Below are 24,867 nucleotides of genomic sequence, written 5' to 3'. Positions count from 1 at the left end.
AAGGTGCAAAGTTTGGTCGACTATTGGGATCAGGAAGGTTTCGGCTTGGCGATCGACCCCGACAAAGTTCTCGCACTCAGGATGCCTGAGCGGCAGGCTACCTACAGCGAGCGCGACGCCATGCTCTATGCATTGTGCTGCGGTGCCGGAGCACGCGGCGATCTCGCCTTCGTTTATGAAGACGCACTCAAGGTCATTCCGAGTTTTGGTCAGGACCTCTGTTTTGACGATTCCTGGCTGCCCGAGGCAGGCATCGATCTTGCGACAGTCGTGCATGGCGGGCTCGACCTGCGAATGCGAAAGCCTTTCGCACCCTCAGGCCGGCTGACCATCCGTCCTTCAGTAGCCGGGGTAACCGACAAGGGCGAGGGCCGGCCGGGGATGGTGCTGCTGAGGACCGAAATCCTCGATGGCGCGGACACCCTCTTCACGTCTTATTCCAATCTCGTCGCCATGGGCGGCGGCGGCTTCGGCGGCAACCGGGGCGAGACCTTCGAGATGATCCGCAATCCCGAAGCACAGCCGGACAGGACCTTCGATATCGAAAGCCGCGCCGACGGACCGCTCCTCTTTCGGCTGTTGGGGGATTTCAACCCGCTGCATGTCGTGCCGCAGGTTGCTCGCGCAGCCGGTTTCGACCGGCCCATCATGCACGGCGCGAACACATTCGGCCTTGTCTGCCACGCAATCCTGACGCAGTTCTGCGGCGCAGACCCCGCACGCATGACACGCTTCGCGGCTCGGTTCAGCGGCCCGCTGTATCCCGGAGAGCGCATGACGCTTTCGTGCTGGCACGATGGCGGCAATATACGGTTCGCGGCGCGCACCGTCGAGCGGGACAGTCCGGTTCTCGATGGCGGCATCGCCGAGATCGGTCCGGCATGAACGCGACGCTCAGCCATTGGGGCATCGCGTACCCGGTCGTCGAGGACGGCCGGCTCATCGCGATGTCGCCATCGGAGGGCGATCCCAACCATTCGCATATCAGCGACAACTACCTGGACGCCGTTCACAGCCCCATGCGCATAGAGCAGCCGATGATCCGTCGCGGCTATCTCGCCGGCGACGGCGGCGCGGCGCGCGGCGAGGACGCTTTCGTGCCGACATCGTGGGAGCACGCCACTCGGGTGCTGGCAGAGCACATGCGCGCGATCATCGCCGAAAGCGGCAACGAGGCCATCTTCGGCGGCTCCTATGGCTGGGCCAGCGCCGGTCGTTTCCATCACGCGCAAAGCCAGATACATCGCTTCCTCAATCTGGCCGGCGGCTATGTCCGCTCCGTCAACACCCACAGCCACGCCGCGGCCGAAGTCGTCCTGCCGCACATCATCGGCAGCCAGGACGGAATGGCCGACAACCAGACGCCCTGGGAGCTGATCGTCGGCCACACCGAGCTCTTCGTCGCTTTCGGCGGGCTGCCGCTGAAGAACACGCAGGTCAGCGCAGGGGGCGTCAGCCGCCACCGGGTTCCCGACCAGCTTCGCGCCGCGCGCGCAAGCGGCACGCGCTTCGTCAACATCGGCCCCTTGCGGGACGACGTCGACGCAGCACTTGATTCCGAATGGATAGCACCGCGCCCGAACACCGACGTCGCACTGATGCTCGGCCTCGCCTATGTCCTCGATACCGAGGGACTTGCAAACCGCGCGTTCCTGGACAGCCACACCGTCGGTTACGACTCATTCCGCGCCTATCTCCTGGGCGAAACCGACGGAGTGCCGAAGACGCCGGAATGGGCGTCCGCCATCACAGGTCTTTCGTCCGATGTCATGCGGGACCTGGCGCGGCGCATGGCGAAGAGCCGCACGATGCTGTCGCTGTCATGGTCACTGCAGCGGGCGGATCATGGCGAACAGCCGGTGTGGATGCTTGTGACACTGGCGGCCATGCTCGGACAGATCGGCCTGCCCGGCGGCGGCTTTGGAACCGGCTATGCGGGTGCCAACCGCGTGGGTAACGCGCCGCTGCCATTTTCCTGGCCGGCCTTCCCCCAATTCTCGAACCCGGTACGCCGGTTCATACCGGTCGCGCGCCTGGGAGACATGCTCGAACTTCCGGGCGCTCCTTTCGACTACAATGGCGCGCGCCATGTCTATCCCGACATCCGCCTGATCTGGTGGGCGGGCGGCAACCCGTTCCACCACCAGCAGGATCTGAAACGGCTCCATCGTGTCTGGAAAAAGCCCGATCTCGTGGTCGTGCAGGAACCGTTGTGGAACGCTATCGCCCGTCATGCCGATATCATCCTGCCCTGCACCCTCCCGATCGAACGCAACGACCTCGGCATCGCCAAGGCCGAGCCGCATCTGGTGGCGATGAAACAGGTGCTGGCGCCGGTCGGCCAGTCGCGCAACGACTATGACATCCTGGCGATGGTCAGCAGCGAACTCGGCTTCGGCGAGCAGTTCACCGAAGGCCGCAACGACATGGACTGGCTGCGGCATATGTATGGCGAAAGCGTCACCGTGGCCGTGCGTCATGGCTACAATCTGCCGGATTTCGAGACATTCTGGGAGATGGGCGAACACCGGTTCGAGCCTCGCATCGAGCCCAAGGCGCTCATGCAGGATTTCCGCCGCAATCCGGTAGCTCATCCCCTTCCAACGCCGTCTGGCCGGATCGAAATCCGCTCGGAACGCGTGGCAGGCTTCGGTTATGACGATTGCCCGGGCCAGCCGACCTGGTTCGAACCGGCCGAGTGGCTGGGCAATGCGCCGGAAGGGGCACTGCACCTCATCTCCAACCAGCCCTCGCGCAAGCTGCATAGCCAGCTTGATCTCGGCCGGCATTCCCGTGATGGCAAGATCAGTGGACGCGAACCGGCCCGGCTCCACCCATCGGAAGCCGGCAAGCGCGGCATTCGCGACGGCGATGTCATTCTCGTCCGTTCCGCGCGAGGCTCCTGTCTCGGCGGCGCCATTCTCAGCAACGATGTGGCTCCGGGCGTGCTGCAGATGTCGACCGGTGCCTGGCTTGATCTCGATGCCGATGGGCTTGATCGCCACGGCAACGTCAATGTGCTCACGCTCGACAAGCCCACCTCACGCCTGGCGCAGGGGCCGACAGCCCACACAACCGTTGTTTTCGTGGAAAAATTAAAGGGCGAAGCGCCCGAAGTGCGGGCTTTCGAGCCACCTGAACTGGAGTATCGGAAACTGACATGACAAGTGCAGACTATTGGACCAAGCAGCGGGTGATCATCACTGCCGGCGCAAGCGGTATTGGCCTGAGCATTGCGCAGGCGATGCACGATCTGGGCGCAAAGATCTGGATTTGCGACATCGTTGAATCCGGGCTCGCTGAAGCCAAGGCGCTATTGCCGGGCATACACACCATGGTCTGTGACGTGGCGGACCCTGCCGCCTGCGATGCCTTCGTCAAGGCTGCTACGGCCGACATGCGTGGGCTCGACATCCTGGTGAACAACGCCGGCATCGCCGGCCCGGCCGCTCCCGTTGAGGAGATCAGCACCGAAGACTGGAAGCGCTGTTTCGAAGTCAATGTGAACGGCCAGTTCTTCATGGCTCGCGCTGTTATCCCGCACCTGAAGAAGAACCAGTCCGGTTCGATCGTCTGCATGGCCTCCGTCGCCGGGAAATACGCCTTCGGCCTGCGCTCGCCTTATGCCTCTTCGAAGGCAGCGGTCATCGCGCTCGCCCGTGCGCTTTCGGTCGAACTGGGGCCGGACCAGATCCGTGTCAACGCCATTGCGCCCGGTGTCGTTTCGGGCGACCGGATCAAGCGCGTTTTCACTGATCGCGCAAAGACGCGCGGCGTCAGCTACGACGAAATGGCCGCCATCGCCCTGCGCGCCGTCTCAATGAAAACCATGGTTGAACCAGAAGAAATCGCGGCACTGGTCGTCTACCTGACCGGTCCCTCCGGCCGGCCCATCTCCGGACAGGTGATGCAAATCTGCGGCGGACTGGAGTATACGGAATGAAGACCATCGACAAAGCAGACCGCAACCGGGTGATCATTACCTGCGCGATAACAGGCGCCACTCATACACCCACGATGTCGGAGTTCCTGCCAACGACGCCGGATTCAATCATCGAGCAGGCAATCGGTGCAGCCAAGGCCGGGGCGGCGGTCATTCATCTGCATGCACGTGATCCCGAAACGCATCGTCCGACCGCGAATCTGGACATCTGGCTTCACATCCTGCGCTCGATCCGCAGCGAAACCGACGCCATCCTCAACATGACCACGGGTGGTTCGACCTTCATGTCCATCGAGGATCGCCTTCTCGCGCCCTCCACCGCGTCGCCGGAACTCTGCTCCTGCAACATGGGCTCGATGAATTTCGGCACCTACGCGATGATCGACAAGTACAAGGGCAAGTGGAAGTTCGATTGGGAAGAGGAATACCTGGAAGCCTCCCGCGCTGCGATCTTCCGAAACACATTCGCCGACATCGAAACCATCCTCACCACGCTCGGCAAAGGCGGAACGCGCTTCGAGTTCGAGTGCTACGATGTAGGCCACCTCTACAACCTCGCCCATATGCTCGACCGGGGCCTTGTCGAGACTCCGATGTTTCTCCAGCTGATCGTCGGCACGCTCGGAGGCATCGGTCCCGGCCCGGAGAACCTGATGTTCATGAAGGAGACCGCCGACCGCCTGTTTGGCGCCAATACCTATCAATGGTCGGTACTCGCGGGCGGACGCCATCAACTGAACATGGCGACCATGGCCGCGACCATGGGCGGCAACGTCCGGGTGGGACTGGAGGACAGCCTCTATGCCGGGCGCGGCCGCCTGGCGCGATCCAATGCCGAACAGGTCACGATGATCCGCAGCATACTTGAAGGCTTGACCAAGGAAATCGCCACACCGGCGGATGCGCGGCGGATGCTCGGCCTGAAGGGGGCTGAAAAGGTTGCCTACTAACCGTCGGTTTGAACTGGGACGGTGGCGGCAGCGACCGCCTTCCCGGCATAACGATACAGACGAAACGCTGCATGGAATGACGGGTGAACAAGGATCCGGTCCGGATCGATCCACGGGAGACCAAGATGAAACGACGTGAATTCCTGGCACTTGGCAGCGCCCTAGCGGCAACCACAGTGCTGCCTGCGAAGTGGGCGTTCGCCCAGTCTCGCGCCAATAGCCTGCGGGTCCTGAGCGAGGGAGCCGCCAATTCCTTCGACAGCTTCTCTGTCGGCGTAAACCGCAACTCTCTGCAGATTACCTGGAATGTTTACGACCGCCTGGTCAAGTTCGGCTACAAGAAGCGGGACGACGGCATCGGCTACTACGATTATTTCGACATACAGCCGGAACTGGCCGAAAGCTACGAAGTCTCGGAAGACAAGAAGTCGATCACCTTCCACTTGCGCAAGGACGCCGTCTTCCACGACGGAAGCCCGGTTACGGCCGAAGACGTGAAATGGTCGCTCGACCGGGTGGTGGCGAGTCCGATCGGCCTTGCCCAGTTCGGCACCGGCTCGATGAAAGAAGCGTCCCAATTCGTTGTGGTCGATCCCCACACCGTGCGCGTCGACTTGCCCCAGCCGGACCGGTTTGCCCTGCCAAACCTTGCCTTGACCTACCCGATCATCGTCAATTCCAAGCTGGCGCTGCAGCATGCAACCGCTGCCGACCCCCTAGCGTCGGAATGGCTGAAGGCAAATCCGGCCGGCGGCGGCGCCTACAAGGTGGCGCGGGCCAATGTCGGCGAACGCATCCTGTTCGAGCGTTTCGCGGACTGGAAATCGGGCGAACTCCCCGGTTTCGAGCAAGTCCTCTGGCAGACCGTCCCGGCGGCCGAAAGCCGTGTCGCCGCGCTCATCAAGGGCGATACCGACATCGCGCAGGATCTTCCGCCCAAGGACGTGATCGAGCTTCTGAAGAACGACAAGGTGAAGGTCGTGGGGGTGCCGACATCGAGCTTCCAGTTCATCGGCATGAACAACCAGATGGCGCCTTTCAACGACCTGCGCGTGCGCCAGGCAATCGCTTATGCCCTGCCCTATGAAGCCATGTTCCAGGCGGCGCTGTTCGGCCGGGGTGAAGCACTTTACGGCGGCAAGCCGGGTGCTCCGGAAACCACCAAGTTCCCGCAGCCACTCGGCTATTCGACCGACCTCGACAAGGCCCGCTCGCTGATGGCGGCGTCGGGTCATGCCAACGGCTTCGACACGACATTCTCGTTCGAACTGTCGTTGGCCACCGTCGCCGAGCCGGTCGCGCTGTTGCTGCAGGAAGCGCTCGGCCAGATCGGCATCCGCGTCACCATCGACAAGGTCCCGGCGGGACAATTGGGCACCCTCCTGCAGGAGAAGAAGATACCTTTCTATTTCGAGGGATCGACTTCCTACCTCGCGGACCCGGACTACTTCTTCCGCGTCTTCTATTATGGCGAGACACGGTGGAACTTCGGGGCCTACCAGAATCCGGAGTTCATCTCGCTTGTCGACAAGACGCGCTACGAGACTGACCAGGCGGTTTATGACGCCGACATCAAGCGGATGATCGAGCTGGTTAAGGAAGAAATTCCGATCATCCTGCTGTGGCATCCGTCACTCGACACCGGCATGGTCAAATCGGTCGAAAACTACAGCTACACCTTCCATCGGCAACTCGACTTCAGGCCGTTGACCCGCGCCTGAGTGAACGTCCCATGATCTGTTGCCGTGGCGCCCAGCCGCGGCAACGCTCAAACCGCCTCGGCGTTCTGACGCGTCACAGGGCCGGCGAATAGCGCGATTCAATCGACGAAGTTGAACCTGTCGATGTCGAGTAGGCCGCGATCGGTAATCTTTGAGTCTAGAGCGGTTCAGTTTTTATAGAATCGTTGAACCGCTCTAAGTATTTGTTTTTACAAAATTCCGGACGAAAACCGTTTCATACTTTTCCTGGAATTGCTCTAGGCAGAACTGCTGGAGCGCAGGAAGGATTCTCGCAGCAACGGTTCCGACACAATGCATCCACGATGCCTTGGCTTCAGAGAGCGAAGGCATCGTGGGTGGGTCGAAGAATTCAGCACTGACACCTGCATGCGTCACTTTTGCGATGGCCAGCGCTTGGATACCGGCTTTCTCCTGTCGGAAGCCGCCGATCAGACGCTCGTCCGTAACCCCAATCCGCGAACCCAGCGCCGCCTCCCGAGTTGGAAGGTGTAAGCGCCCCGTCTCTGCGTATCGCGCTACATTCGACACTGCGCCTTCGCCTCAGGCAATCAGCGCTTGTTGACATTCAAGTTTTCCTATGGGAAACAACTAGGAAACACAGAGCTGTCCGGGAGGAAAACTGGGCCAGCGACCGCGTTTCATCGACAGCAGGATGCGCCGGCAACTCAGCGTCAGTGTTGTGCGCGGGTGTATTCCGTGGCTGGCGGTCGTCGTCCGGGCGGGAACCAAATTTTCTGCTCAAAAGGGGAGGAGCATCTAGATGAAGAAAATCGGCCATTTTCTGGCAGCATCGATCATTTTCTCGGCAATGTCGCCGGTTCAAGGACACGCAGGAGATACCGAGGTCAAGCTCGGTGTCCTGACGGACATGTCTGGAATATTCTCCGATGCGAATGGCAAGGGTTCCGTAGTGGCGGCTCAGATGGCCGTTGACGATATGGCAGGCCAACTTGCCGGTTTTTCCGTGCATGTCGTCAGTGCAGATCATCAGAACAAACCCGATATCGGCGCTGGCATCGCGCGTAAATGGTTCGACGAGGACGGGATCGACGTCGTTCTCGACATTCCCGTCTCGCCGATAGCGTTGGCGGTGCAGTCCATAGCCGAAGAAAAAGACAAGATCGTCCTGCTTTCGAGTGCCGGTTCATCCGACATCACCGGAAAGGCGTGCAGCAAGAACACCATCCAATGGACCTACAACACCTTTGCGCTTTCGAACGTCGCGGGCCGCGCCATGGTCGAGCGCGGAGAGAAAGCTTGGTTCTTCATAACGACAGACTACGCGTTCGGCCACGCGCTTGAGCGCGACGCGACCGCAGCCATCGAAGCCGGCGGCGGCAAGTCGCTGGGCCACGCACTCAATCCCATCGCAACGCCGGACTTCTCGTCCTACCTGTTGTCGGCACAGGCATCCGGCGCCAATGTCATCGCACTCGCTAGTTCCGGTGGCGACATGCAGAGCGCAGTCAAGCAGGCAGCGGAATTCGGCATTCAGGCGGGTGGGCAGAAACTGCTCGGTCTTCTCTTCGACGTAACGGACATCAAGGCCCTGGGGCTCGATGTGACAAAGGGAATGCTTCTCGCCACGCCTTTTTACTGGGATCGCGACGATGAGAGCCGGGCCTTTGGACAGCGTTTCATGAAGATTCACGGGCGGGCACCGACCATGCATCAGGCAGGCGTCTATTCTGCCACGCTGCATTATCTCAAGAGTGTCGCCGCCGCAGGAACTGATGAGACCCAGGCGGTTCTAGAGAAAATGCGAGAAACCCCGGTGAACGACATGTTCGCGCACAACGGGACGATCCGGGAAGACGGCCAGATGATCCACGATTTCTATCTGGTGGAGGTTAAGAGCCCGTCGGAGTCGAAGGGCGAATGGGACTATTATAAGGTGCTTTCGACCGTTCCCGGCGAACAGGCCTTCCAGCCGCTCGGAAGCTGTCCGCGACTGGCGAACAAGGGATAGTCCCAGCTTCTAATTTGCACAGTGTGGTCGTCATGCCGGCGGAAGGAGGACGTCGTCCCCGGCATGAGGTCCCTATCCTCGATGTATGCACGGATGGCTGCCGCAGATACCGGCGCGAATCCTGATAACAAAACAGACAAATATAAGAAGCCGCTCGCGCACAGCGCTCTTTCGGAAGGCCAGCAAGTCAATGAAGCCAGACATAGTACTGTTGGCGTCGGGTCTGACCAAGCAGTTCGGCGGTTTCACGGCCGTTGGCGGCGTGGACCTTCAGGTTCGTCGCGGCAGCATTCATGCCCTTATCGGACCGAACGGCGCCGGCAAGACGACTTGCTTCAACCTGCTGACGAAGTTTCTGATCCCGACAAGCGGCACCATTCTCTTCAATGGCAAGGATATCACGCGAGACAACGCCTCTGAGATCGCACGCAAGGGGCTGGTGCGCTCCTTCCAGATCTCCGCCGTGTTTACCAAGCTTACCGTCCAGAACAATGTGCGTATCGCGCTGCAGCGCAAGGGTGGGGATTCATTCGATTTCTGGCGGTCCAGTTCTGTGCTGAGGAAGCTGGATGGGCAAGTCGAGCAACTGCTCGAAGCTGTCGGCCTATCATCCTTCCGGCATATCCTAGCGGGCGAATTATCCTATGGCCGCAAGCGGGCATTGGAGATCGCCACCACGCTCGCGCTCGATCCCGAAATGATGCTGCTCGACGAACCCATGGCCGGCATGGGCAGGGAGGACGTGGAGCGCATAGCCTCGCTGATCCGAACGGTTTCGGCGGGGCGCACCATACTGATGGTCGAGCACAATCTTTCCGTCGTCTCATCGCTCTGCGACCGCATCACGGTTCTGGCGCGCGGCAAGGTTCTGGCCGAGGGCGACTACGCCACTGTTTCCGGCAATCCGCTCGTAGTCGAGGCCTATATCGGCACTGGAGGGTCGCATGGCCATTGACGAGACCGCTTCGGCAAATGCCGTGGAGACGGAGCGCCCTCTCAAGGTGCGCGGGCTGCAGGCATGGTACGGTGAAAGCCATGTACTTCACGGCGTCGATCTTGATGTCGCGCGCGGAGAGGTCGTCACGCTGCTTGGGCGCAACGGAGCGGGCAAGACCACGATCCTCAAGTCGATCATGGGCGTCATGGCGAAGCGGAAAGGCTCGGTGCTCGTAAACGGCTACGAGACTATCGGACTGCCATCGCGTCTCATTGCGCGCATCGGCATCGGCTATGTGCCGGAAGAGCGCGGCATCTACGCCAGCCTCACGGTGGACGAAAACCTCATGCTGCCGCCGCGTTTGAAGGCTGGCGGCCTGTCGCGCGAGCAGGTGCTCGACCTGTTCCCGAACATCCGCGAACGGCTGACGAGCCAGGGCACGAAGCTGTCCGGCGGCGAGCAGCAGATGCTTGCGATCGGACGTATCCTGCGTACCGGGGCTGATCTTCTCCTTCTCGACGAACCGACAGAGGGCCTGGCCCCGGTCATCATCGAACAGATCGGGCGCATCATAACCCGCCTCAAGCAGCAGGGCTTCACCATCGTTCTTGTCGAACAGAATTTCCATTTCGCCGCGACGGTCGCCGACCGGCACTACGTCATCGAGCAAGGCAAGGTCATAGACATGATCTCAAACACGCATGTCGAGGCGAACATCCCGAAGCTTCAAGCCTATCTGGGAGTGTAGCGATGATCGACATTTTCGGAATCCCCTCGCAGGTGCTGCTCGGCCAGATCGTGCTGGGGCTTATCAACGGTTCATTCTATGCAATGCTCAGTCTCGGCCTGGCGGTGATTTTCGGGTTGCTCAACATCATCAACTTCGCGCATGGGGCCCAGTACATGACGGGTGCTTTCGTCGCCTGGATGCTGCTGAACTATCTCGGCATCAACTACTGGGCCGCGCTGGTGATCGCACCGCTGACGGTCGGCATGTTCGGAATGCTCGTCGAGCGGTTCCTGATCGCACGGCTTGCCCATCTGGATCATCTCTACGGGCTTCTGCTGACCTTCGGCGTGGCGCTGATCGTCCAGGGCCTGTTCCGCAACACCTATGGCTCCTCGGGAATGGCATATGACATTCCCGAGGCACTCAAGGGCGGCACGAATCTCGGCTTCATGTTCCTCCCCAACTACCGCGCCTGGGTGATCGTGGCATCGATTTCGGTTTGTCTACTCACATGGTTCGTGATCGAGAAGACCAGGCTAGGCTCGTATCTTCGCGCGGCGACCGAAAATCCGGCCCTGACCCAAACCTTCGGCATCAACGTGCCGCTGCTGATCACGCTAACCTACGGCTTTGGTGCGGCGCTGGCGGCGCTGGCCGGCGTCTTCGCTGCGCCGATCTATTCGGTAAACCCGAATATGGGCGCCGACCTCATCATCGTGGTGTTCGCCGTCGTCGTGATCGGCGGGATGGGCTCCATCATGGGGGCGATCATTACCGGCTTCATGCTCGGCCTGGTCGAGGGCCTGACCAAGGTCTTCTACCCCGAAGCATCGGCCACCGTGATCTTCATCATCATGGTGCTCGTGCTGCTGGTCAAGCCGGCCGGCATCTTCGGCCGCCCGGCATGATGGACAAGCAAAACTGCTCAGGAGGAATGACGATGGCTGATGGGCACTCGCTGGCGCTGGACGAGACCGGCATGACAGTCCCGGCGGAAAACAGCGGCACGAAGCGCCTGCATGTGATGATCATGATCGCCATCGCTCTGGCACTGCTGGCGGCGCCCTTCTTCGTCTATCCGGTGTTCATCATGAAGTGCCTGTGCTTCGCACTGTTCGCCCTCGCCTTCAATCTGCTGCTTGGCTATGGCGGCCTGCTTTCCTTCGGCCATGCCGCGTATTTCGGCATGGCGAGCTATGTCTCCGCCTATGGCGCGGCGAGCTGGAAATTGCCGCCCGAACTCGCGATCCTCTCCGGCGTTGCCGTCGCAACTCTGCTCGGCGCGGCTTTCGGTGCGCTGGCCATCCGGCGGCAGGGCATATATTTCGCCATGATCACGCTGGCGCTGGCGCAGATGGTCTACTTCTTCTCGCTCCAGACGCCGGAATTCACCGGCGGCGAGGACGGCATCCAGGGCTTTTCGCGCGGCTTTCTCCTCGGCATCATCGATCTCGCGAGCGATCGCAATCTCTACTGGGTCGTCGCTGCGATCTTCATGGCCAGCCTCCTCGGCGTCTATCGCATTGTTCATTCGCCGTTTGGAGAAGTCTGCAAGGCCATCCGCGACAACGAGCCCAGAGCGATCTCGCTCGGCTATAGCGTCAACCGGTACAAGCTCACGATCTTCGTTCTTTCGGCAGCCCTCGCCGGCCTCGCCGGCGCGGTCAAGGCGATCGTGTTCCAGCTTGCGACGCTCACGGACGTCCATTGGTCGATGTCCGGGGAGGCAGTGCTGATGACCCTGGTCGGAGGCGTGGGCACCATATTCGGGCCGATCGTCGGCTCGTTCGTCATCGTTGCGATGCAGAACTACCTCGCCGGGCTTGGAGGATGGGTCACGGTCGTGCAGGGCGCTATCTTCGTCGTCTGCGTCCTGACGTTTCGCGACGGCATCATCGGCGCGCTGGCAAAACTGATCCGAAAGCCACTGTGAAGATACTGGAACCAAGCTGCTGCCGGTCTCTGACTGTTCTCAGGCATCGCAGCCGCTAGGGCGATTGCGTTCGAGTGTAGCCCCTTTCCCGACGGTTGAAGAAATCGGCAACACAGCACTGGAAATGGCCGCCTCCTGCGAGCAGAGAGGCGACCGGAGTTTCGGATGGGCCGCGCCCCGAACCCAAATTCTATGCTGCGCTCGCCTTTCGCTTCGGGAACGGCATGCCGGCACTGTGCGCAACCGCACCGCCATCGACCGGTATTATCGCGCCCGAGACGTAGGAAGATTCGGGTGAAGCCAGGAAGGCGATGAGACTCGCCACTTCTTCGGGGCGTGCCATGCGCTGTTGGGGAAGCTGAAGCTGCTGATTGCTGGCAAAAGCATCTATCACGCCGGACATCATCTCGGTGGCCGTCGGGCCGGGACACACGCAGTTCACACGGATGCCGAACCGGCCGTAGTCGACCGACCATGACCGCGTGAGCGCGACGATCGCTCCTTTCGAGGCGGTGTAGGCATCCGCCAGAGGCATCGCGCGCAGAGCGGCCACGCTCGACAGAAGCACGATTGCGCCATCGTTATTCATCAACGGACGGAAAGCGCGGACGGTCAGCATGACGCCCGTCAGATTGACCGCCAAAGTGCGATTCCAGGCATCGAGCGTAAGCTGCTCGGCGCGGCTGTCGTCCGGCCGCAGATTGACGCCGGCGCAGGGAATAAGCGCGTCCAGCGCCCCGATCGCTGCCGCGCACGCCATCAGCTCCGCCTCCGACGTCACATCGCAGATGTGGCTGACGATGGCGGCATCCGGATTGGGTTTGCGGTCGAGTGAATGGACAGTCCAGCCACGTTCGGAAAGGGTGCGTGCCGTGGTCGCCCCTATGCCTTGCGCCCCACCCGTAATGACAGCGACCGGTTTCGCGGCGCTCATCGCGCCACCTCGCTCTCGTCCAGCCGGAACACGGGAAGCACCGTTCCCCCGGCATCCTCAAAGCCGACGCTCACCCGGTCGCCGATCCTGGCTTCCAATGCACCGTCACCGACAATATTGCTCATGAGCTGGACGCCTTCGTCGAGACGGATGATCGCCACGACATAAGGCAGGCGATCGGCAAAACCCGTGGGCGGGCCAGCCAGCTGGGCCGTCACCGCATAGATTTCACCCTTGCCGGGCGACGCGCGCCAGCCGAGGTCATCGCCGAGGCAGTGCGGGCATACGCGCTTGGGATACATGATCGGACGGTCGCAGGAGCGGCATTCCTGCACGACGAAGCGGCGCTCGGCTGCGGCTTCCCAGTAACCTGCGGACCAGCGGCTCGGCTGCGGAAGCGGTCGGGATGAGTTGGTCATTCTAGTATTCCTTCGAAAGAATGGTGACGTGGGAATCCATCCACGTGCCGCCGGAAGCAGTCTCGACTGCGTTCACGAGATTGGCGACCTGGCGCTCTCCGGCCTTGCCCATCAGTTGACGGAAAGCTTCGACCAGAACGGCAATACCGCCGCCCACCGCCGTATGACCCTGCGAAAGCATGCCGCCATTGGTCGTCATCGGCAGCGAGCCTCCCGGCGAAGTCTCGCCTGCCGCCACGAAGGCCCCTGCCCGCTCGCCGCGACACAGCTTCAACCCATCGAGCGTGATGAGCGGCCAGACCGGATAAGCATCGTAGATCTGCGCCAGTTGCATGTGTTCCGGGCCGATGCCGGCCTTGGCGTAGGCCTCCGCGCCCGCCTCCTCGAACCCGAGTCGGGCGAGGTTGGTGTCCTGTGAGACGGTGTAGTGCGTGACCAGCGACCCATGCCCACGGACATAGACCGGCGTCTTGGTGATGTGCGGCGCATCTTCCGCGCGCGCCACGATGAAGGCCGCAGCGCCGTCGGCCAGCATATTGCAGTGCTTGGCGCGCAGCGGCGTCGCGACCATTTTCGACGCCAGCACCTCCTCTATGGTCAGCGGCGTGCGGAACATGGCGTGCGGATTGAGTTGCGCCCATTGACGCAGCGCGACGCAGACGGAAGCCAGTTCCTCCTCGGTGGTGCCGGTTTCGTGCATGTAGCGGTTGGCGGCGAGCGCACCGACCGCGTTCATGTTGTGCCCGTAGGGCGCTTCCCACTCTTCGGAAACCCCCGTGGTGGAAAAGAGATCGATGCCCGCCTGCTTGGGCAGCGATCCGACCGCATCGGAATGGATGCAGAGAACATTGCGCGCAAGGCCGCCGGCGATAAGACCTTCGGCGATGGCAAGCATGCTGGAGCTGGTTGCGCCGCCTGACATCACCTGCACGTTCATCTTCGCCGAACGGAGCATACCGAGTTCTTCGCAGAGCCGTGAGAAAACGAGATCGACATTGAAGTGGCGCGACGCCAGCGCACCGACCGGCATGACCACATCGATATCCGTCGGCGCCATGCCGGCATCGAGAATGGCATCCCGGCAAGCGAGAATAGCCGCTTCAATCTCGCTTCGTTCCGGGAACCTGCCAGAAGGCACCTCGCCTATCCCGACCGCCGCTGCTCTTACTTTCTGCATCAGACTGCACTCTCCATGGTTTTTCGGCGTCGCCGCTCAGTGCACGGCGGCGTACATGATCTTTGCTTCGGTGGCGTCCTCGGTTCGGAATTCCTCAACCACGCGCCCCTTCTGGCAAACCAGAATGCGGTCGGAGATGCCGAGGATTTCCGGCAGGTAGGACGAGATGACGATAACGGCGAGACCGTCGTCAGCGAGTCGTTCGATAAGCTGGTGGATCTCGGCGATCGCGCCGACATCCACGCCTCGCGTCGGCTCGTCGAAAATGATGATCCGTGGTTTCTGCACCAGGGATTTGGCGATCACGACCTTCTGCTGATTACCGCCGGAAAGCTCGATGACGCGAGCATCGGCGTTTATCGAGCGCACCGCCAGCTTTTCGCTCCAGGTGCGGGCAATCGCTGCGATCTCCGAGGTCCTGACCACCAGCCCCTTGTTGAAACCGGCGGCGATGTGGCCAATGCCGATGTTCTCGGCGATCGACATGGTGTCGAAGAAACCTTCGACCTTTCGATCCTCGGTGACGTAGACGATACCGTCCCGAACGGCCTGCCCTGGTACGCGATAGCGCACAGACCGCTCTCCAAGCCTGGTTTCGCCGCCGTGCAGGAAGTTTCGCTTGGCGATGCCGGCGATGATCTTGGCCGTTTCGGTTCGGCCTGACCCGATGAGCCCGAACATGCCGGTGACCTGACCTGCGTAGACGGTGAAGGAGGTGTTGCGCACCACCTTGCCCATGGACAGGTTCTGCACGCTCAGCACCTTCTCGCCGGCCTTCCGGTAGGCCTTGGTTCCTTCGCCGTAAAGGTCACGCGATAGCGCGCGGCCGACCATAGCGGTGACGATCCGCTCGCGGTCGAATTTCGAACGGTCATCGCTCATCACCAATTTTCCGTCGCGCAGGATGGTGATGCGGTCGGAAATTTCCAAAGCCTCTTCCAGCGCGTGGCTGATGAAGACGATCGAAACACCGTCGGCCTTCAAGCGGCGGATCAAGGCGAAGAAGTGGTGCTTCTCCTCCGGCGTCAGCGAAGCGGTCGGCTCGTCGAAGACGATGACGCGCGCGTTCTGGCGCACTGCTCTCGCAATCTCGACCATTTGCTTCTTGGCCACGCCAAGTCCTGCAACGCTGGCCCATGGGTCGACATTGAAATTCAGCGACTGAAGAAACTGCTGTGCGGCAATATAAAGCGGTCGAAGCTTGTTGAAGAAGCTCTCGTCACCCAGGAAGATGTTCTGGGCCACGGTCATGGAAGGAACCAGGCTGTTCTCCTGATAGACCATGTTGATGCCGTCCCGCATGGCCTCGGCCGGCGAACCAAAGGAAACCGGTTTCCCGTCGAGTAGGATTTCACCGGCCGTGGGCGCGACGACGCCAGCCATCAATTTCGTAAGCGTCGACTTCCCGGCACCGTTCTCACCCAGCAAGGCATGGATCTCACCCTTACGAAGCGTGAAATCGACGTTTTCGATGGCAGGGATGCCGCCATAGCGCTTGGTGACCCCGCGCATCTCTATCAGGGCAGGAGCATCGCTCATGAACGCCCCCCGTCATCCGGAAACAGCCGTAAAACCGCATTGCCGCCTTTGGAAGCGATCAACAGCCCGGCGCCGTCCTCCATGCAGGACGTGATGCCGTGCCGCGTGCCATCGGCGCGACTGTGCCAGCTCGCCATCGGCCGAAACTGCTCGTCAAGGGCAAGCACCAGCCCAAACGAACGCGTCGGCGCCCAAGGTTTCAGCATGCCGAGTTGTTTCAACGAGCCGCCCTGAAGCGGCTCGAGGAAGGATTGCGGGGCGGTGAGCGACGGAGCGATCCAGAATTCCTCAGGCACATCGCGCATCATCTCTTCGCAAAAATCCCGTTCGATGAGCACGAACTCGACGAGTTGGCTGCGCGGCGCAAAGACAGTCAGCCAGGAACCGCCGCCGGTGCGCGGCATCAGGCGAGCCGGATAGCCTGGAATGTCGCTCAGCACGGCTTCAATCCTGCCCGACGGCTCGATGGACAGGAGACGGCTGCGCCAGCTTTCCGATACGATCAGGCGTCCGTTTTCCGAAAGCAAGATGCCGTTTGGATAGGCGAGGCCTTCGGCCAGGCACACCGGCGAACCGCCCAGCGGCACCCTCCAGACAGACCCGCTCGATCCGCGCTGCATGAGATCGCGCTTCCACGAATGCGGCCCGTTACGGCGGGAGCCGAGGCAGACGATCAGCGTATCGGGATTTTCGAAGGCAAGCGCCGTGGGGCAAACGAGAGGATGCGAACCGAGAGCATCCAGCGAAAATCCGTCATACCTGCCGCCTTTGAGCAGAATGCGACCGTTTTCCAGCCCTGCGGCCAACGACCCGTCCAGTGCGGTCGCGAGTGCACTGACATTCGCATCGAAGCTGTGCAGGGGTCTGCCCCGGCCATCGAGTCGAACAACGTCTGCATCGGAGGAAACCAGCACATCGTCGCTGAGCCGCACCAGATTGTCCGGGGCGGTCAGGTCGCGCACCAGCTCCGCGCTCTCGATCGCCTGGTTCGGCTGCAACGCTCCGTCCATAGGCGGTGTCGTCACCGCAAAGGCGCCCGAACCGCGAACACGATCAACCCAGCGGGAAAGTGCTGCGATCATGGCTTCTCTCCGCGATAAGATGCGGCGGCAGTCCATTCCGGGTCGGCCCCGGGTATCCGGTAGCGTCCGATGCGGTTGTTGGAGACACCGCCCAGATAGAGCCAGCCGCGATCCTCCCGCATGGAGGTGATCATCGGATGATTGGCGCCGCTGCGATCCCACAGGCAATCCGTGATGCGGCCGCTTTCATCGAACTTGACCACGCAGCCATAATTCATGTTGGGGAAGAGCCACTCATCCGGCGCGATGCGCTCCACCATGCGCTTGCGGAACCCCGGCTTGCGCAGGGCCATGTCGAAGGCCGGCGTGCGCATACCCACGAGGGCCAGCCAGTAACCGCCGTCCGAGGCGCGGTTGATATTGTCGGGATAGCCGGGCAGATCAGGGATCACGACCTCCCGCTTGCCGCGCTTCGGCCCGTCGAACCAGTAACGCGAGATGCTGCAACCCCAGGTCTCGGCGAAGAAAAAGGACTGACCGTCCCGCGCCATGCAGATGCCGTTCGGAAAACGCAGGTTTGAAATGACGGTGCGGGTCGACCCGTTGCGCGGATCAAAGCAGATGATGCGCCCGTTTCCGCGCGCCTCGAGCGCATCGACCATCCATTCGGACATATCGAAGCGTATCGTCGCCTCGCTGAAGAAAATCCGTCCGTCCGGCGCGATGTCCAGATCGTCGGCAAGCCGCATGCGTGAATCGTCGATGACCGAGAACCAGCTACGGTTGGTCTGGTCGGAAAGCTTGACGGCCTTCCGGTCGGGTCCGATCCGGTAGACGCCCATTCCGGCAACGCAGGTCACAAGATTGCCGTCGCGGTCGAAGGCCATGCCGAGCGGATGCCCGCCGGTGTGGACAAAGACTTCCTTGCGTGTGTAGTCCGGGGCGAGGAAGCGGACGATGTCGCCCTGGCGCGTGCCACTGTAGAGGTTGCCCTGCGCGTCGAGGATCGGATCTTCCGGCCCGTCGATTTCACCGAGGCCGATAAGCTCGACATTCTTCAACCGATCGTTGACGGCGTAAGGCGAGCCAGAATGCTCGGCGGTATCGGGCGAGCGCCCCAGTTTCATGTAGGTCGGCGAGACATAGACCCGCGACAGAACCTTTGCGCGGTTCTTGAGCCATTTGACGTCGATGGCAACCGCAGCAAGCAGCACCAGGCCAAGCACGAGCGAACTGCCACCGGTCGGGAGGCTGAGACGGATAAGGCTGTTCGAGACGATCAGGACGATCACTGTGCCGAGCAAGGCCTTGAAGACGGACCCACGGCCGCCGCCAAGGCTGTTGCCGCCGACAACCGCTGCCGTCAGCGCCAACACCTCCATGCCGACGCCGGTATCCGATCCGGCAGCGTTGAGGCGCGAGGCATAAAAAACACCGGCAGCAGCGGCCAGTATGCCGGAGACGACATAGGTCATCGCCACGGTCCGGCGCACCGGCAGTCCGGCGTTGTAGGCCGAGCGTCGCGAGCCGCCGACGGCAAGAATGTACCAGCCGGGCCGAAGCCGCGTCAGGAAGATATGACCGGCGAATGCAAGCAGCAGTGCAAAGATCAGGGAAACGGGCATGCCGAATACCCGGTCGAAGCTTATGAAATCCCAGATCGCGGATCGTGTACTGGGCCGCGCCACCTTCACTGCATAGGCGAGGATAAGCATGTCGACGACCGCGCGGACAATGATGAGCGTTACCAGGGTCGTCAGGAAAGCACGCAGCCGCAGGTAGCCGACCAGAAATCCGTTGACCAGTCCCACCGCCGCGCCGCAGGCGAGCGCGGCAAGGATTGCCAGTGGAATAGGCCAGCCCAGCATATTGAAGAGCGCAAGGGTGACGAAGTTGGATAGCGCGAAGACCGAACCGACGCTCAGGTCGATGCCGCCGCCGAGCATCACGATGGTCATGGCGAGGACAACGAGCAACAACTCGCCGAATTGTGCCGACATTCCCCCAAGGCCGCCAAGGGTCACCAGACCCGGAATCAATGCCCCGAAAATCGAAAGCGTAAGCAACAGGATGACGAACGGGATCGCGTTGTCGATCCAGTTCTTGGCGAGAATCTCGCCAAGAACATGGTCCGGCACGAGCCTGTAGCGCAGTCGTGTGAGCGTTTCGCGCATTACGTCATCCATCACGGGATTGCAGGAGGCAGCCGGCGCCCGTTCAGGCCAGGCACCGGTTCGCAGCTGTCAGGGGCCGTACTTCTTGACGTCGTCAAGATTCCAGCAGGCGCCCGGATAGTTGCTTTCCTTGGTAATGGTCTTGAGAGGCGTGTAGAGCGCGATAGACTTGGTGCCCGGTTCTGCCGGCTTACTCTGAAGAACGGAGCGTACAGCCATCATCAGGTCGCGCGCCTGGCCTTTCGCGTCATAGCTGATGTAGGTGCTGAAGTTGCCGTTCGCGACATTGTCGCAGGCAGATGCCTGATTTCCACCGCCCGAGCTGACCAGCGCAACCTCGCCGGTCTTGCCCGCCTCCTTGATCGCGGCCGCAATACCGACGTCCATGTTGTCCCACATGCCGATGAAGCCGCAAAGATCCGGATTGGCCTTCAGAACCGTCACCGCGATCGCATGCGCCTTGCTGGCATCCCAGTCGGCCGCCTGATTGGAAACGATCTGCACCTCGGGATGCTGCTTCAGCGTCGCTTCGATAGCCTGGATGCCGTATTGCGACGTCGGGTTGGTCAGCACGCCCTGCATGACCGCGATCTTGCCCGACTTTCCGCTGCCCTGGCCACAGGATTTTACGATGGCCTCGGTCTGCTTCACGGCGATGTCGTACCAGTTGGCGCCGATGAAGACGTCGCCATTGGCGTCGGCCTTGAGGTTCATCGTCACCACCGGAATGCCCTGTGCATTCGCCTGCTGGATCAGGCGCGTATAGGCCTGGATTTCCGGCGGATGCACAACGATGACATCGGGCTGTTCGGATATGAGCTGGGAAAAGGCCTGCGCGCCGGCGTCGACGCTCCAGTTGGGGTCGCGGATGCTGAGGTCATAGCCGAAAGCCTCCGCATCGTGCTTCAACCCGGCTGCCCAGGCCTCCGTCAGGTCGAAACCCATGGCGATCGGCACGAAGCCGACCTTCTTGCCCTTCATCGCCGCCGCACTTTCATTGACCAGCCCGTCGTCAGGCTGCTCGGCATGCGCTATGGCCGCCAGGCCCGACAAACCGACAATTGCGGTCAATGCGGCCGCCAGGATACATCTATTCATTGCTTTCCTCCCATGGTCCAACATTGAATTCCTCCTCTCAAGTGATCCTTTACGCAGTCTTTCTCAAAGTCAGATATCCCCCTGCTGCGATGTCTGCTCGTCACGCGGGTTCATGAGCGAATCGATGACGATCGCCGTGAGCAGGATCAGACTCTTGATGATGTTCTGCAGCGTGTAGGCGACGTTCATGATCGTCATGCCGTTGACGAGCACGCCGATCAGAAGCGTCCCTACGATCACGTTGCGGATGCTGCCCTTGCCGCCCGACAGGCCTACGCCCCCGATGACTACGACAAGAATGACGTCGTAAACCAGGTTGGAGCGGGCAATGCGGGTTTCGACGCTGTCGACCGAAGTCGCCGCGATAACACCGGCTACGAAGGCGACGGCGGCCGCGGTCACGTATTGCAGCACGATCAGCGGACGGATCGGAATACCCGTGGAACGCGCTGCGGTGGGGTTGTCTCCCATAGCGTAAATGAAGCGCCCCGGCACTGTGATCCGCAGGACCACATGAGCCACAACCGCGACAAGACCGAACAGCAGCACCGAATTCGGGATGCCGACAACCTGCCCACTGCCGATCCACTTGAACCATGTGTCGGCCGCACCCTTGAGATAGATCAGATTGTCCTCGAGCAGCAGCGAGCGCACAAAGCCATAGGCTACGGTGCCCATTGCAAGCGTGGCGAAGATGGCTGGGATCTCAACATAGGCGACCAGAAACCCGTTGACGAGCCCAATGGCCAGCGCCAGGCCCAGCCCCATGACGATGGCGATTTCGATCGGCACGCCATTGTTGGAAAGCTGGAGCACCCAGGCGACCGACACCGCCATATTGGCCACGATGGACAGATCGATGCCCCGGCCAATAATGGCGAGCGCCATGGCCACGCCGAGAATCCCCAGGATGGAAACATTCTGGATGAGGGCCAGGATGTTGCCCGCCGTCAGAAAGCTGTCGAGCGTTACGGAAAACAGCACGAGCAGAGCCAAGGTAATGGCGACGACTATTTGCTCCTGCGTGAATGCGAATGCGGGCCGGAAAGACGGGCTCATTTGCCTGCCTCCCCCTTCATCTCGGCCACCAGCCTGTGTTCCAGAGGCTGGCGCTGAATCTTGCCTGTCGCGTTGCGTTCCAGATCCTCATCGCGCAGGAAGACGACGCGCTTGGGAAGCTTGTACCGAGCGATTTTACCCTCAAGGTGCGCAAGGACCTCGTCCGCGGTCAGGCGCTCATCCTGGGGGACGATGAAGGCAACGGGTACCTCTCCCCAACGATCGTCCGGCTGCCGCACGACGACAGCTTCGCGTATCCGTATCGACTCCCTGAGCACACACTCGAGTTCGGCCGGATAGATGTTTTCGCCCCCCGATTTTATCAGGTATTTCCGGCGATCGATGAATTGGAGGGTTCCATCGGCGCTGCGTATGAAATCATCCCCCATGTGAAACCAGCCACCTCTGAAGTCGCGTTCGCTTGCTTCCGGTGCGTTCCAGTATCCGCTGAAGAGTGTCGTGGAGCGGAGGGTCATTTCCCCGACTTCGCCGGGGGCAACCTCCCTGTCTCCATGATCGACCAGCCGAATCTCACAGGATGAGGTTTGCTTCTTGGCAAAGGAAACCGGCTGGACGCCCGGGGGGATCTTGTCGCCACTTGCCGGCGCTATCCCGGTTTCGGTCGATCCAAAGCTGTTCAGGAACGGCGCGGCAAGCAACCCGGAGATTTCCGCGATCTGTGCCGGCGGAACCAGATTGGCCATGCAGCCCACCACGGCAACACGCCGGGGTGCATTTGGCGCACGACGCCGCACCTCTATCATGCGTTCGATCATGCCGGGCATGAGAACAAACCAGCCAACGTCAATCTCCGACAGGGCATTGCTGATCATCTCGGCATTGAAACCATCGACGACATACACCGGCGCGCCGTGGCACAGCGCGGCGAGAGCCGGGTCAGCCGCCGCCATATGGAAGAGCGGCGACCAGGCGATCGATCCGTCGGTCCGGCGAATAGACCAATCGGCCATCATCACCAGCGCCCTCGCAATAATTGCGCGGTGACTGATCACGGCGCCCTTGGGAAGGCCGGTGGTTCCGCTCGTATAGAGGATCAGAAGCCCATCCTCGGCGTCTGCCGCCAGCAAAGGCTCTTCCGGCGATCCGGCTTCGACAATGCTCTCATAGCTGTTACCGAAAACAATCAACGGGACGGCCAGCCCGAGGTTTTCCGCCGTCGGAGCAAACCGCGGCGATGCGAAGATCAACTTAGGCTCGACAAGTTTCAGGCAGTGAGAGAGTTCCGGTGCTGCCTGCCGCCAGTTCTGGCACGCCGCTAATGCTCCAATCTTGGCGCATGCCAGTATGAGCTCGATATATTCCGGCCGGTTCTCGGAAACGATCGCAACGCGATCGCCCCTCGATACGCCACGGGCTTTCAGAGCCGAAACGAGACGGTTTACCCGACCGTTGAGTTCCTTGTAGCTGATAGCGCTTCCGGCTTGAATGACTGCAGGAGCATTGGCGTTTGCGCGGGCACAATCCCGAAAAAGGGAAGCGACAGTCGGGCCTGCAGCCGCCGTGCGGATGGCGGCCGAGGCGGAAAGACCGGCAAAGGACGGACCGGTCACAGTGCCTCCGGATTCTGGATGGAGAACTTCGCGAGCGCACTGCGCGGATTCTCGACCCATGCCGACTGCGAGCGCTGCACGTACTGTCGCATCCTATCTCCTCCCAGGTTACGACCGATGTTTCCTGATTGTTTCCTATATAAAAACTTTTATGTCAACAAGATTTGTGCGATACCCGTGGCAGATTGTGATTGCCTGACCGAGGAAGAAATGGACGCAAGCGCTAGGATGGGGGAACTGGGCGCGGCCCTGCGCCGGCTTCGCAAAACCGCCAATCTGACGATGGAGGCGGCCGCGCGGCAGGCCGACGTGACGAAAGGCTACCTTTCGAAGGTCGAATCCGGAGCTTCGCAGCCCTCCATCGCCGTGGTGAGCCGCCTTGCTGATGTCTACGGTGTCCCACTTTCGGAAGTGTTCATCTCGCCTGGCGAGAAGGGGCCGATTTCCATCGTTCGCGCCGACGAACGGAGGCTGATCAACCGCAATGGAAGCGAACTCGGCTATGTTTATGAAATAGCCTCTTTCAACAAGGCCAATCCGCGATCCGAAATCTTCTTCCTGACCCTGCCCTGCATCGAGGATGCCCACCTGCCGCATTTCCGCCACGCCGGCGAAGAGGTCCTGCTCGTACTGGAAGGACGCATTCGTTTCGACTATGCCGGAACCGAGATCATTCTGGGGCCAGGAGACTGCATCCAGTTCGAGGCCTCTTTCGATCATAACGGTGTTGCGATCGACGGCAAGGAAGCCAAGGCATTCGTCGTGATTACGCCTGACAAGAAGCTTTAAGCTTCATCCAGGCATGCGAGTGTAGGCAATACCACCGTGAAGTGAAGAATGACTCGCGGTGAACGGCTCGTCATTCACAATCACTAGATGGGCAGGTTCGCGTGGGATGGAACCCAGCGCGCACAGTCTACCTACGCCGTTACCTTAGCGATGAGATTCGAGAAGATGACGCGCCGCGCCAGGTGAAGAAGACAAGTTTATCTCCTCCATAGCCCTCTAGTCCCCTTTTAATAGCCGGCATCACCCGGAGCCGGTCGAAGCGGTAACCATAGCCGTCTCAGACAGCCGGCGATGTCTGCTTTCGGGAAGTGGCGAAGCTGGTTTTCTGTGGCCCGGATGAGGCGCGAAGCGGCCAATCGCTGTGTGCGAGGCAAACATCCCCTTTGCTTGAGTGTTTTCCGTTCGGCGCTCGGTCGTTACCGGTCTGGAAGGTGCGCCGGCATCACACCAGGGCACGGGATAGTAGAACGTCAAAAAGGCCGTCCGATGGTTAGATCGGGACGGCCAGTGATTTATGATGAAAATGGTTGTTGTTGGGTTGAGCTTTGAGCCTGTGCCGTTGAGGATATGGTCCGCGGGACGATGAGGCGGATGGACCGGTGCGGTTGGAATTATCGAACGGGGGCCCAGATACGACAAAGCCCGCTGGCTTTTGGCCGACGGGCTGTTTTGATTTGGTTGTTGTTGGGTTGGGCTTTGCGCCTGTGCCGTTGAGGATATGGTCTGCGGGACTCGGAGCTACCATTGCCAGGGAAGCGAAGCTTCCGGACGGGGATCGTTTGGTGGTGAAGTTGGGGGATTAAGTTGGTTGCGGGGGTAGGATTTGAACCTACGACCTTCAGGTTATGAGCCTGACGAGCTACCGGGCTGCTCCACCCCGC

Annotated in this window: 21 protein-coding genes; 11 read left to right on the top strand and 10 right to left on the bottom strand. The window is 61.0% G+C overall.

Annotation, left to right across the window (positions count from 1 at the left end):
• The first annotated feature begins 12 nt into the window (after nt 1–12).
• The 5 genes from WBQ96_RS23940 (at nt 13) to WBQ96_RS23920 (ending at nt 6,614) form a co-directional block, all read left to right on the top strand.
• Nucleotides 13–885, top strand: coding sequence for a MaoC family dehydratase (locus WBQ96_RS23940; RefSeq protein WP_336554650.1), 873 nt, complete (start codon nt 13–15; stop codon nt 883–885).
• Nucleotides 882–3,164, top strand: a complete 2,283-nt coding sequence (locus WBQ96_RS23935) for a molybdopterin-dependent oxidoreductase (RefSeq protein WP_336554652.1) — start codon at nt 882–884, stop codon at nt 3,162–3,164. Before WBQ96_RS23940 ends, WBQ96_RS23935 begins: the two co-directional genes overlap by 4 nt.
• Complete coding sequence (locus WBQ96_RS23930) at nt 3,161–3,943, top strand: SDR family oxidoreductase (RefSeq protein WP_336554654.1); 783 nt, start codon at nt 3,161–3,163, stop codon at nt 3,941–3,943. The genes WBQ96_RS23935 and WBQ96_RS23930 overlap by 4 nt, the downstream gene beginning before the upstream one ends.
• Nucleotides 3,940–4,893 carry a 3-keto-5-aminohexanoate cleavage protein gene (locus WBQ96_RS23925; RefSeq protein ID WP_336554656.1) on the top strand — a complete coding sequence of 318 codons (954 nt, stop codon included), beginning with the start codon at nt 3,940–3,942 and terminating at the stop codon, nt 4,891–4,893. The genes WBQ96_RS23930 and WBQ96_RS23925 overlap by 4 nt, the downstream gene beginning before the upstream one ends.
• Nucleotides 4,894–5,018: 125 nt before the next feature.
• Nucleotides 5,019–6,614 (top strand): ABC transporter substrate-binding protein, encoded by a 1,596-nt coding sequence (locus WBQ96_RS23920; protein WP_336554658.1) that lies wholly within the window; start codon nt 5,019–5,021, stop codon nt 6,612–6,614.
• A gap of 195 nt (nt 6,615–6,809) precedes the next feature.
• On the opposite strand, the gene WBQ96_RS23915 is transcribed toward WBQ96_RS23920, so the two are convergent.
• Nucleotides 6,810–7,163, bottom strand: coding sequence for a hypothetical protein (locus tag WBQ96_RS23915; RefSeq protein WP_336554660.1), 354 nt, complete (start codon nt 7,161–7,163; stop codon nt 6,810–6,812).
• Between the two features lie 232 nt (nt 7,164–7,395).
• On the opposite strand from WBQ96_RS23915, the gene WBQ96_RS23910 reads away from it, so the two are divergent.
• The 5 genes from WBQ96_RS23910 (at nt 7,396) to WBQ96_RS23890 (ending at nt 12,204) form a co-directional block, all read left to right on the top strand.
• A complete protein-coding gene (locus WBQ96_RS23910) occupies nt 7,396–8,604 on the top strand; it encodes an ABC transporter substrate-binding protein (protein ID WP_336554662.1) in 1,209 nt (402 codons plus the stop codon).
• Nucleotides 8,605–8,794: 190 nt separating this feature from the next.
• Nucleotides 8,795–9,559 carry an ABC transporter ATP-binding protein gene (locus WBQ96_RS23905; RefSeq protein WP_336554664.1) on the top strand — a complete coding sequence of 255 codons (765 nt, stop codon included), beginning with the start codon at nt 8,795–8,797 and terminating at the stop codon, nt 9,557–9,559.
• Nucleotides 9,549–10,289: an ABC transporter ATP-binding protein gene (locus WBQ96_RS23900; RefSeq protein WP_165120439.1), complete on the top strand. Its 741-nt coding sequence runs from the start codon at nt 9,549–9,551 to the stop codon at nt 10,287–10,289. The genes WBQ96_RS23905 and WBQ96_RS23900 overlap by 11 nt, the downstream gene beginning before the upstream one ends.
• Nucleotides 10,290–10,291: 2 nt before the next feature.
• Complete coding sequence (locus WBQ96_RS23895) at nt 10,292–11,179, top strand: branched-chain amino acid ABC transporter permease (RefSeq protein ID WP_336554666.1); 888 nt, start codon at nt 10,292–10,294, stop codon at nt 11,177–11,179.
• 32 nt (nt 11,180–11,211) lie between these two features.
• A complete protein-coding gene (locus WBQ96_RS23890; protein WP_376767743.1) occupies nt 11,212–12,204 on the top strand; it encodes a branched-chain amino acid ABC transporter permease in 993 nt (330 codons plus the stop codon).
• 190 nt (nt 12,205–12,394) lie between these two features.
• On the opposite strand, the gene WBQ96_RS23885 is transcribed toward WBQ96_RS23890, so the two are convergent.
• The 9 genes from WBQ96_RS23885 to WBQ96_RS23845 form a co-directional block, all read right to left on the bottom strand.
• Nucleotides 12,395–13,138 carry an SDR family NAD(P)-dependent oxidoreductase gene (locus tag WBQ96_RS23885; RefSeq protein ID WP_165120437.1) on the bottom strand — a complete coding sequence of 248 codons (744 nt, stop codon included), beginning with the start codon at nt 13,136–13,138 and terminating at the stop codon, nt 12,395–12,397.
• Nucleotides 13,135–13,557, bottom strand: coding sequence for a Zn-ribbon domain-containing OB-fold protein (locus WBQ96_RS23880; protein WP_165120436.1), 423 nt, complete (start codon nt 13,555–13,557; stop codon nt 13,135–13,137). The genes WBQ96_RS23885 and WBQ96_RS23880 overlap by 4 nt, the downstream gene beginning before the upstream one ends.
• A 1-nt stretch (nt 13,558) precedes the next feature.
• A complete protein-coding gene (locus tag WBQ96_RS23875; RefSeq protein ID WP_165120435.1) occupies nt 13,559–14,734 on the bottom strand; it encodes a thiolase family protein in 1,176 nt (391 codons plus the stop codon).
• Nucleotides 14,735–14,770: 36 nt separating this feature from the next.
• Nucleotides 14,771–16,273, bottom strand: a complete 1,503-nt coding sequence (locus tag WBQ96_RS23870) for a sugar ABC transporter ATP-binding protein (protein WP_336554669.1) — start codon at nt 16,271–16,273, stop codon at nt 14,771–14,773.
• Entirely contained in the window at nt 16,270–17,355 is a 1,086-nt protein-coding gene (locus WBQ96_RS23865) for a strictosidine synthase (RefSeq protein ID WP_336554672.1), read from the bottom strand. The genes WBQ96_RS23870 and WBQ96_RS23865 overlap by 4 nt, the downstream gene beginning before the upstream one ends.
• Nucleotides 17,352–19,469 carry an ABC transporter permease gene (locus WBQ96_RS23860; protein ID WP_336554674.1) on the bottom strand — a complete coding sequence of 706 codons (2,118 nt, stop codon included), beginning with the start codon at nt 19,467–19,469 and terminating at the stop codon, nt 17,352–17,354. The genes WBQ96_RS23865 and WBQ96_RS23860 overlap by 4 nt, the downstream gene beginning before the upstream one ends.
• Nucleotides 19,470–19,538: 69 nt before the next feature.
• Complete coding sequence (locus WBQ96_RS23855; RefSeq protein ID WP_165120431.1) at nt 19,539–20,567, bottom strand: sugar ABC transporter substrate-binding protein; 1,029 nt, start codon at nt 20,565–20,567, stop codon at nt 19,539–19,541.
• 69 nt (nt 20,568–20,636) lie between these two features.
• Complete coding sequence (locus WBQ96_RS23850) at nt 20,637–21,626, bottom strand: ABC transporter permease (RefSeq protein WP_336554676.1); 990 nt, start codon at nt 21,624–21,626, stop codon at nt 20,637–20,639.
• Nucleotides 21,623–23,257 carry a class I adenylate-forming enzyme family protein gene (locus WBQ96_RS23845; protein ID WP_337035935.1) on the bottom strand — a complete coding sequence of 545 codons (1,635 nt, stop codon included), beginning with the start codon at nt 23,255–23,257 and terminating at the stop codon, nt 21,623–21,625. The genes WBQ96_RS23850 and WBQ96_RS23845 overlap by 4 nt, the downstream gene beginning before the upstream one ends.
• Here WBQ96_RS23845 and WBQ96_RS23840 point away from each other — a divergent pair.
• Entirely contained in the window at nt 23,216–23,986 is a 771-nt protein-coding gene (locus tag WBQ96_RS23840; RefSeq protein WP_336554679.1) for a helix-turn-helix domain-containing protein, read from the top strand. The genes WBQ96_RS23845 and WBQ96_RS23840 overlap by 42 nt on opposite strands.
• Nucleotides 23,987–24,867: the final 881 nt, after the last annotated feature.

The sequence above is a fragment of the Mesorhizobium sp. CCNWLY176 genome (assembly GCF_037153935.1).
GTDB lineage: Bacteria > Pseudomonadota > Alphaproteobacteria > Rhizobiales > Rhizobiaceae > Mesorhizobium_M > Mesorhizobium_M zhangyense.
This window is presented reverse-complemented; position numbering and strand designations above follow the sequence as displayed.

Bases quoted from the DNA above. Each gene is read 5' to 3' on its own strand.
- WBQ96_RS23935 (WP_336554652.1), top strand. From the start codon at position 882: ATGAACGCGACGCTCAGCCATTGGGGCATCGCGTACCCGGTCGTCGAG.
- WBQ96_RS23930 (WP_336554654.1), top strand. From the start codon at position 3,161: ATGACAAGTGCAGACTATTGGACCAAGCAGCGGGTGATCATCACTGCC.
- WBQ96_RS23925 (WP_336554656.1), top strand. From the start codon at position 3,940: ATGAAGACCATCGACAAAGCAGACCGCAACCGGGTGATCATTACCTGC.
- WBQ96_RS23920 (WP_336554658.1), top strand. From the start codon at position 5,019: ATGAAACGACGTGAATTCCTGGCACTTGGCAGCGCCCTAGCGGCAACC.
- WBQ96_RS23910 (WP_336554662.1), top strand. From the start codon at position 7,396: ATGAAGAAAATCGGCCATTTTCTGGCAGCATCGATCATTTTCTCGGCA.
- WBQ96_RS23905 (WP_336554664.1), top strand. From the start codon at position 8,795: ATGAAGCCAGACATAGTACTGTTGGCGTCGGGTCTGACCAAGCAGTTC.
- WBQ96_RS23900 (WP_165120439.1), top strand. From the start codon at position 9,549: ATGGCCATTGACGAGACCGCTTCGGCAAATGCCGTGGAGACGGAGCGC.
- WBQ96_RS23895 (WP_336554666.1), top strand. From the start codon at position 10,292: ATGATCGACATTTTCGGAATCCCCTCGCAGGTGCTGCTCGGCCAGATC.
- WBQ96_RS23890 (WP_376767743.1), top strand. From the start codon at position 11,212: ATGGCTGATGGGCACTCGCTGGCGCTGGACGAGACCGGCATGACAGTC.
- WBQ96_RS23885 (WP_165120437.1), bottom strand. From the start codon at position 13,138: ATGAGCGCCGCGAAACCGGTCGCTGTCATTACGGGTGGGGCGCAAGGC.
- WBQ96_RS23880 (WP_165120436.1), bottom strand. From the start codon at position 13,557: ATGACCAACTCATCCCGACCGCTTCCGCAGCCGAGCCGCTGGTCCGCA.
- WBQ96_RS23875 (WP_165120435.1), bottom strand. From the start codon at position 14,734: ATGCAGAAAGTAAGAGCAGCGGCGGTCGGGATAGGCGAGGTGCCTTCT.
- WBQ96_RS23870 (WP_336554669.1), bottom strand. From the start codon at position 16,273: ATGAGCGATGCTCCTGCCCTGATAGAGATGCGCGGGGTCACCAAGCGC.
- WBQ96_RS23865 (WP_336554672.1), bottom strand. From the start codon at position 17,355: ATGATCGCAGCACTTTCCCGCTGGGTTGATCGTGTTCGCGGTTCGGGC.
- WBQ96_RS23860 (WP_336554674.1), bottom strand. From the start codon at position 19,469: ATGCGCGAAACGCTCACACGACTGCGCTACAGGCTCGTGCCGGACCAT.
- WBQ96_RS23855 (WP_165120431.1), bottom strand. From the start codon at position 20,567: ATGAATAGATGTATCCTGGCGGCCGCATTGACCGCAATTGTCGGTTTG.
- WBQ96_RS23850 (WP_336554676.1), bottom strand. From the start codon at position 21,626: ATGAGCCCGTCTTTCCGGCCCGCATTCGCATTCACGCAGGAGCAAATA.
- WBQ96_RS23840 (WP_336554679.1), top strand. From the start codon at position 23,216: ATGGAGAACTTCGCGAGCGCACTGCGCGGATTCTCGACCCATGCCGAC.
- WBQ96_RS23845 (WP_337035935.1), bottom strand. From the start codon at position 23,257: ATGGGTCGAGAATCCGCGCAGTGCGCTCGCGAAGTTCTCCATCCAGAA.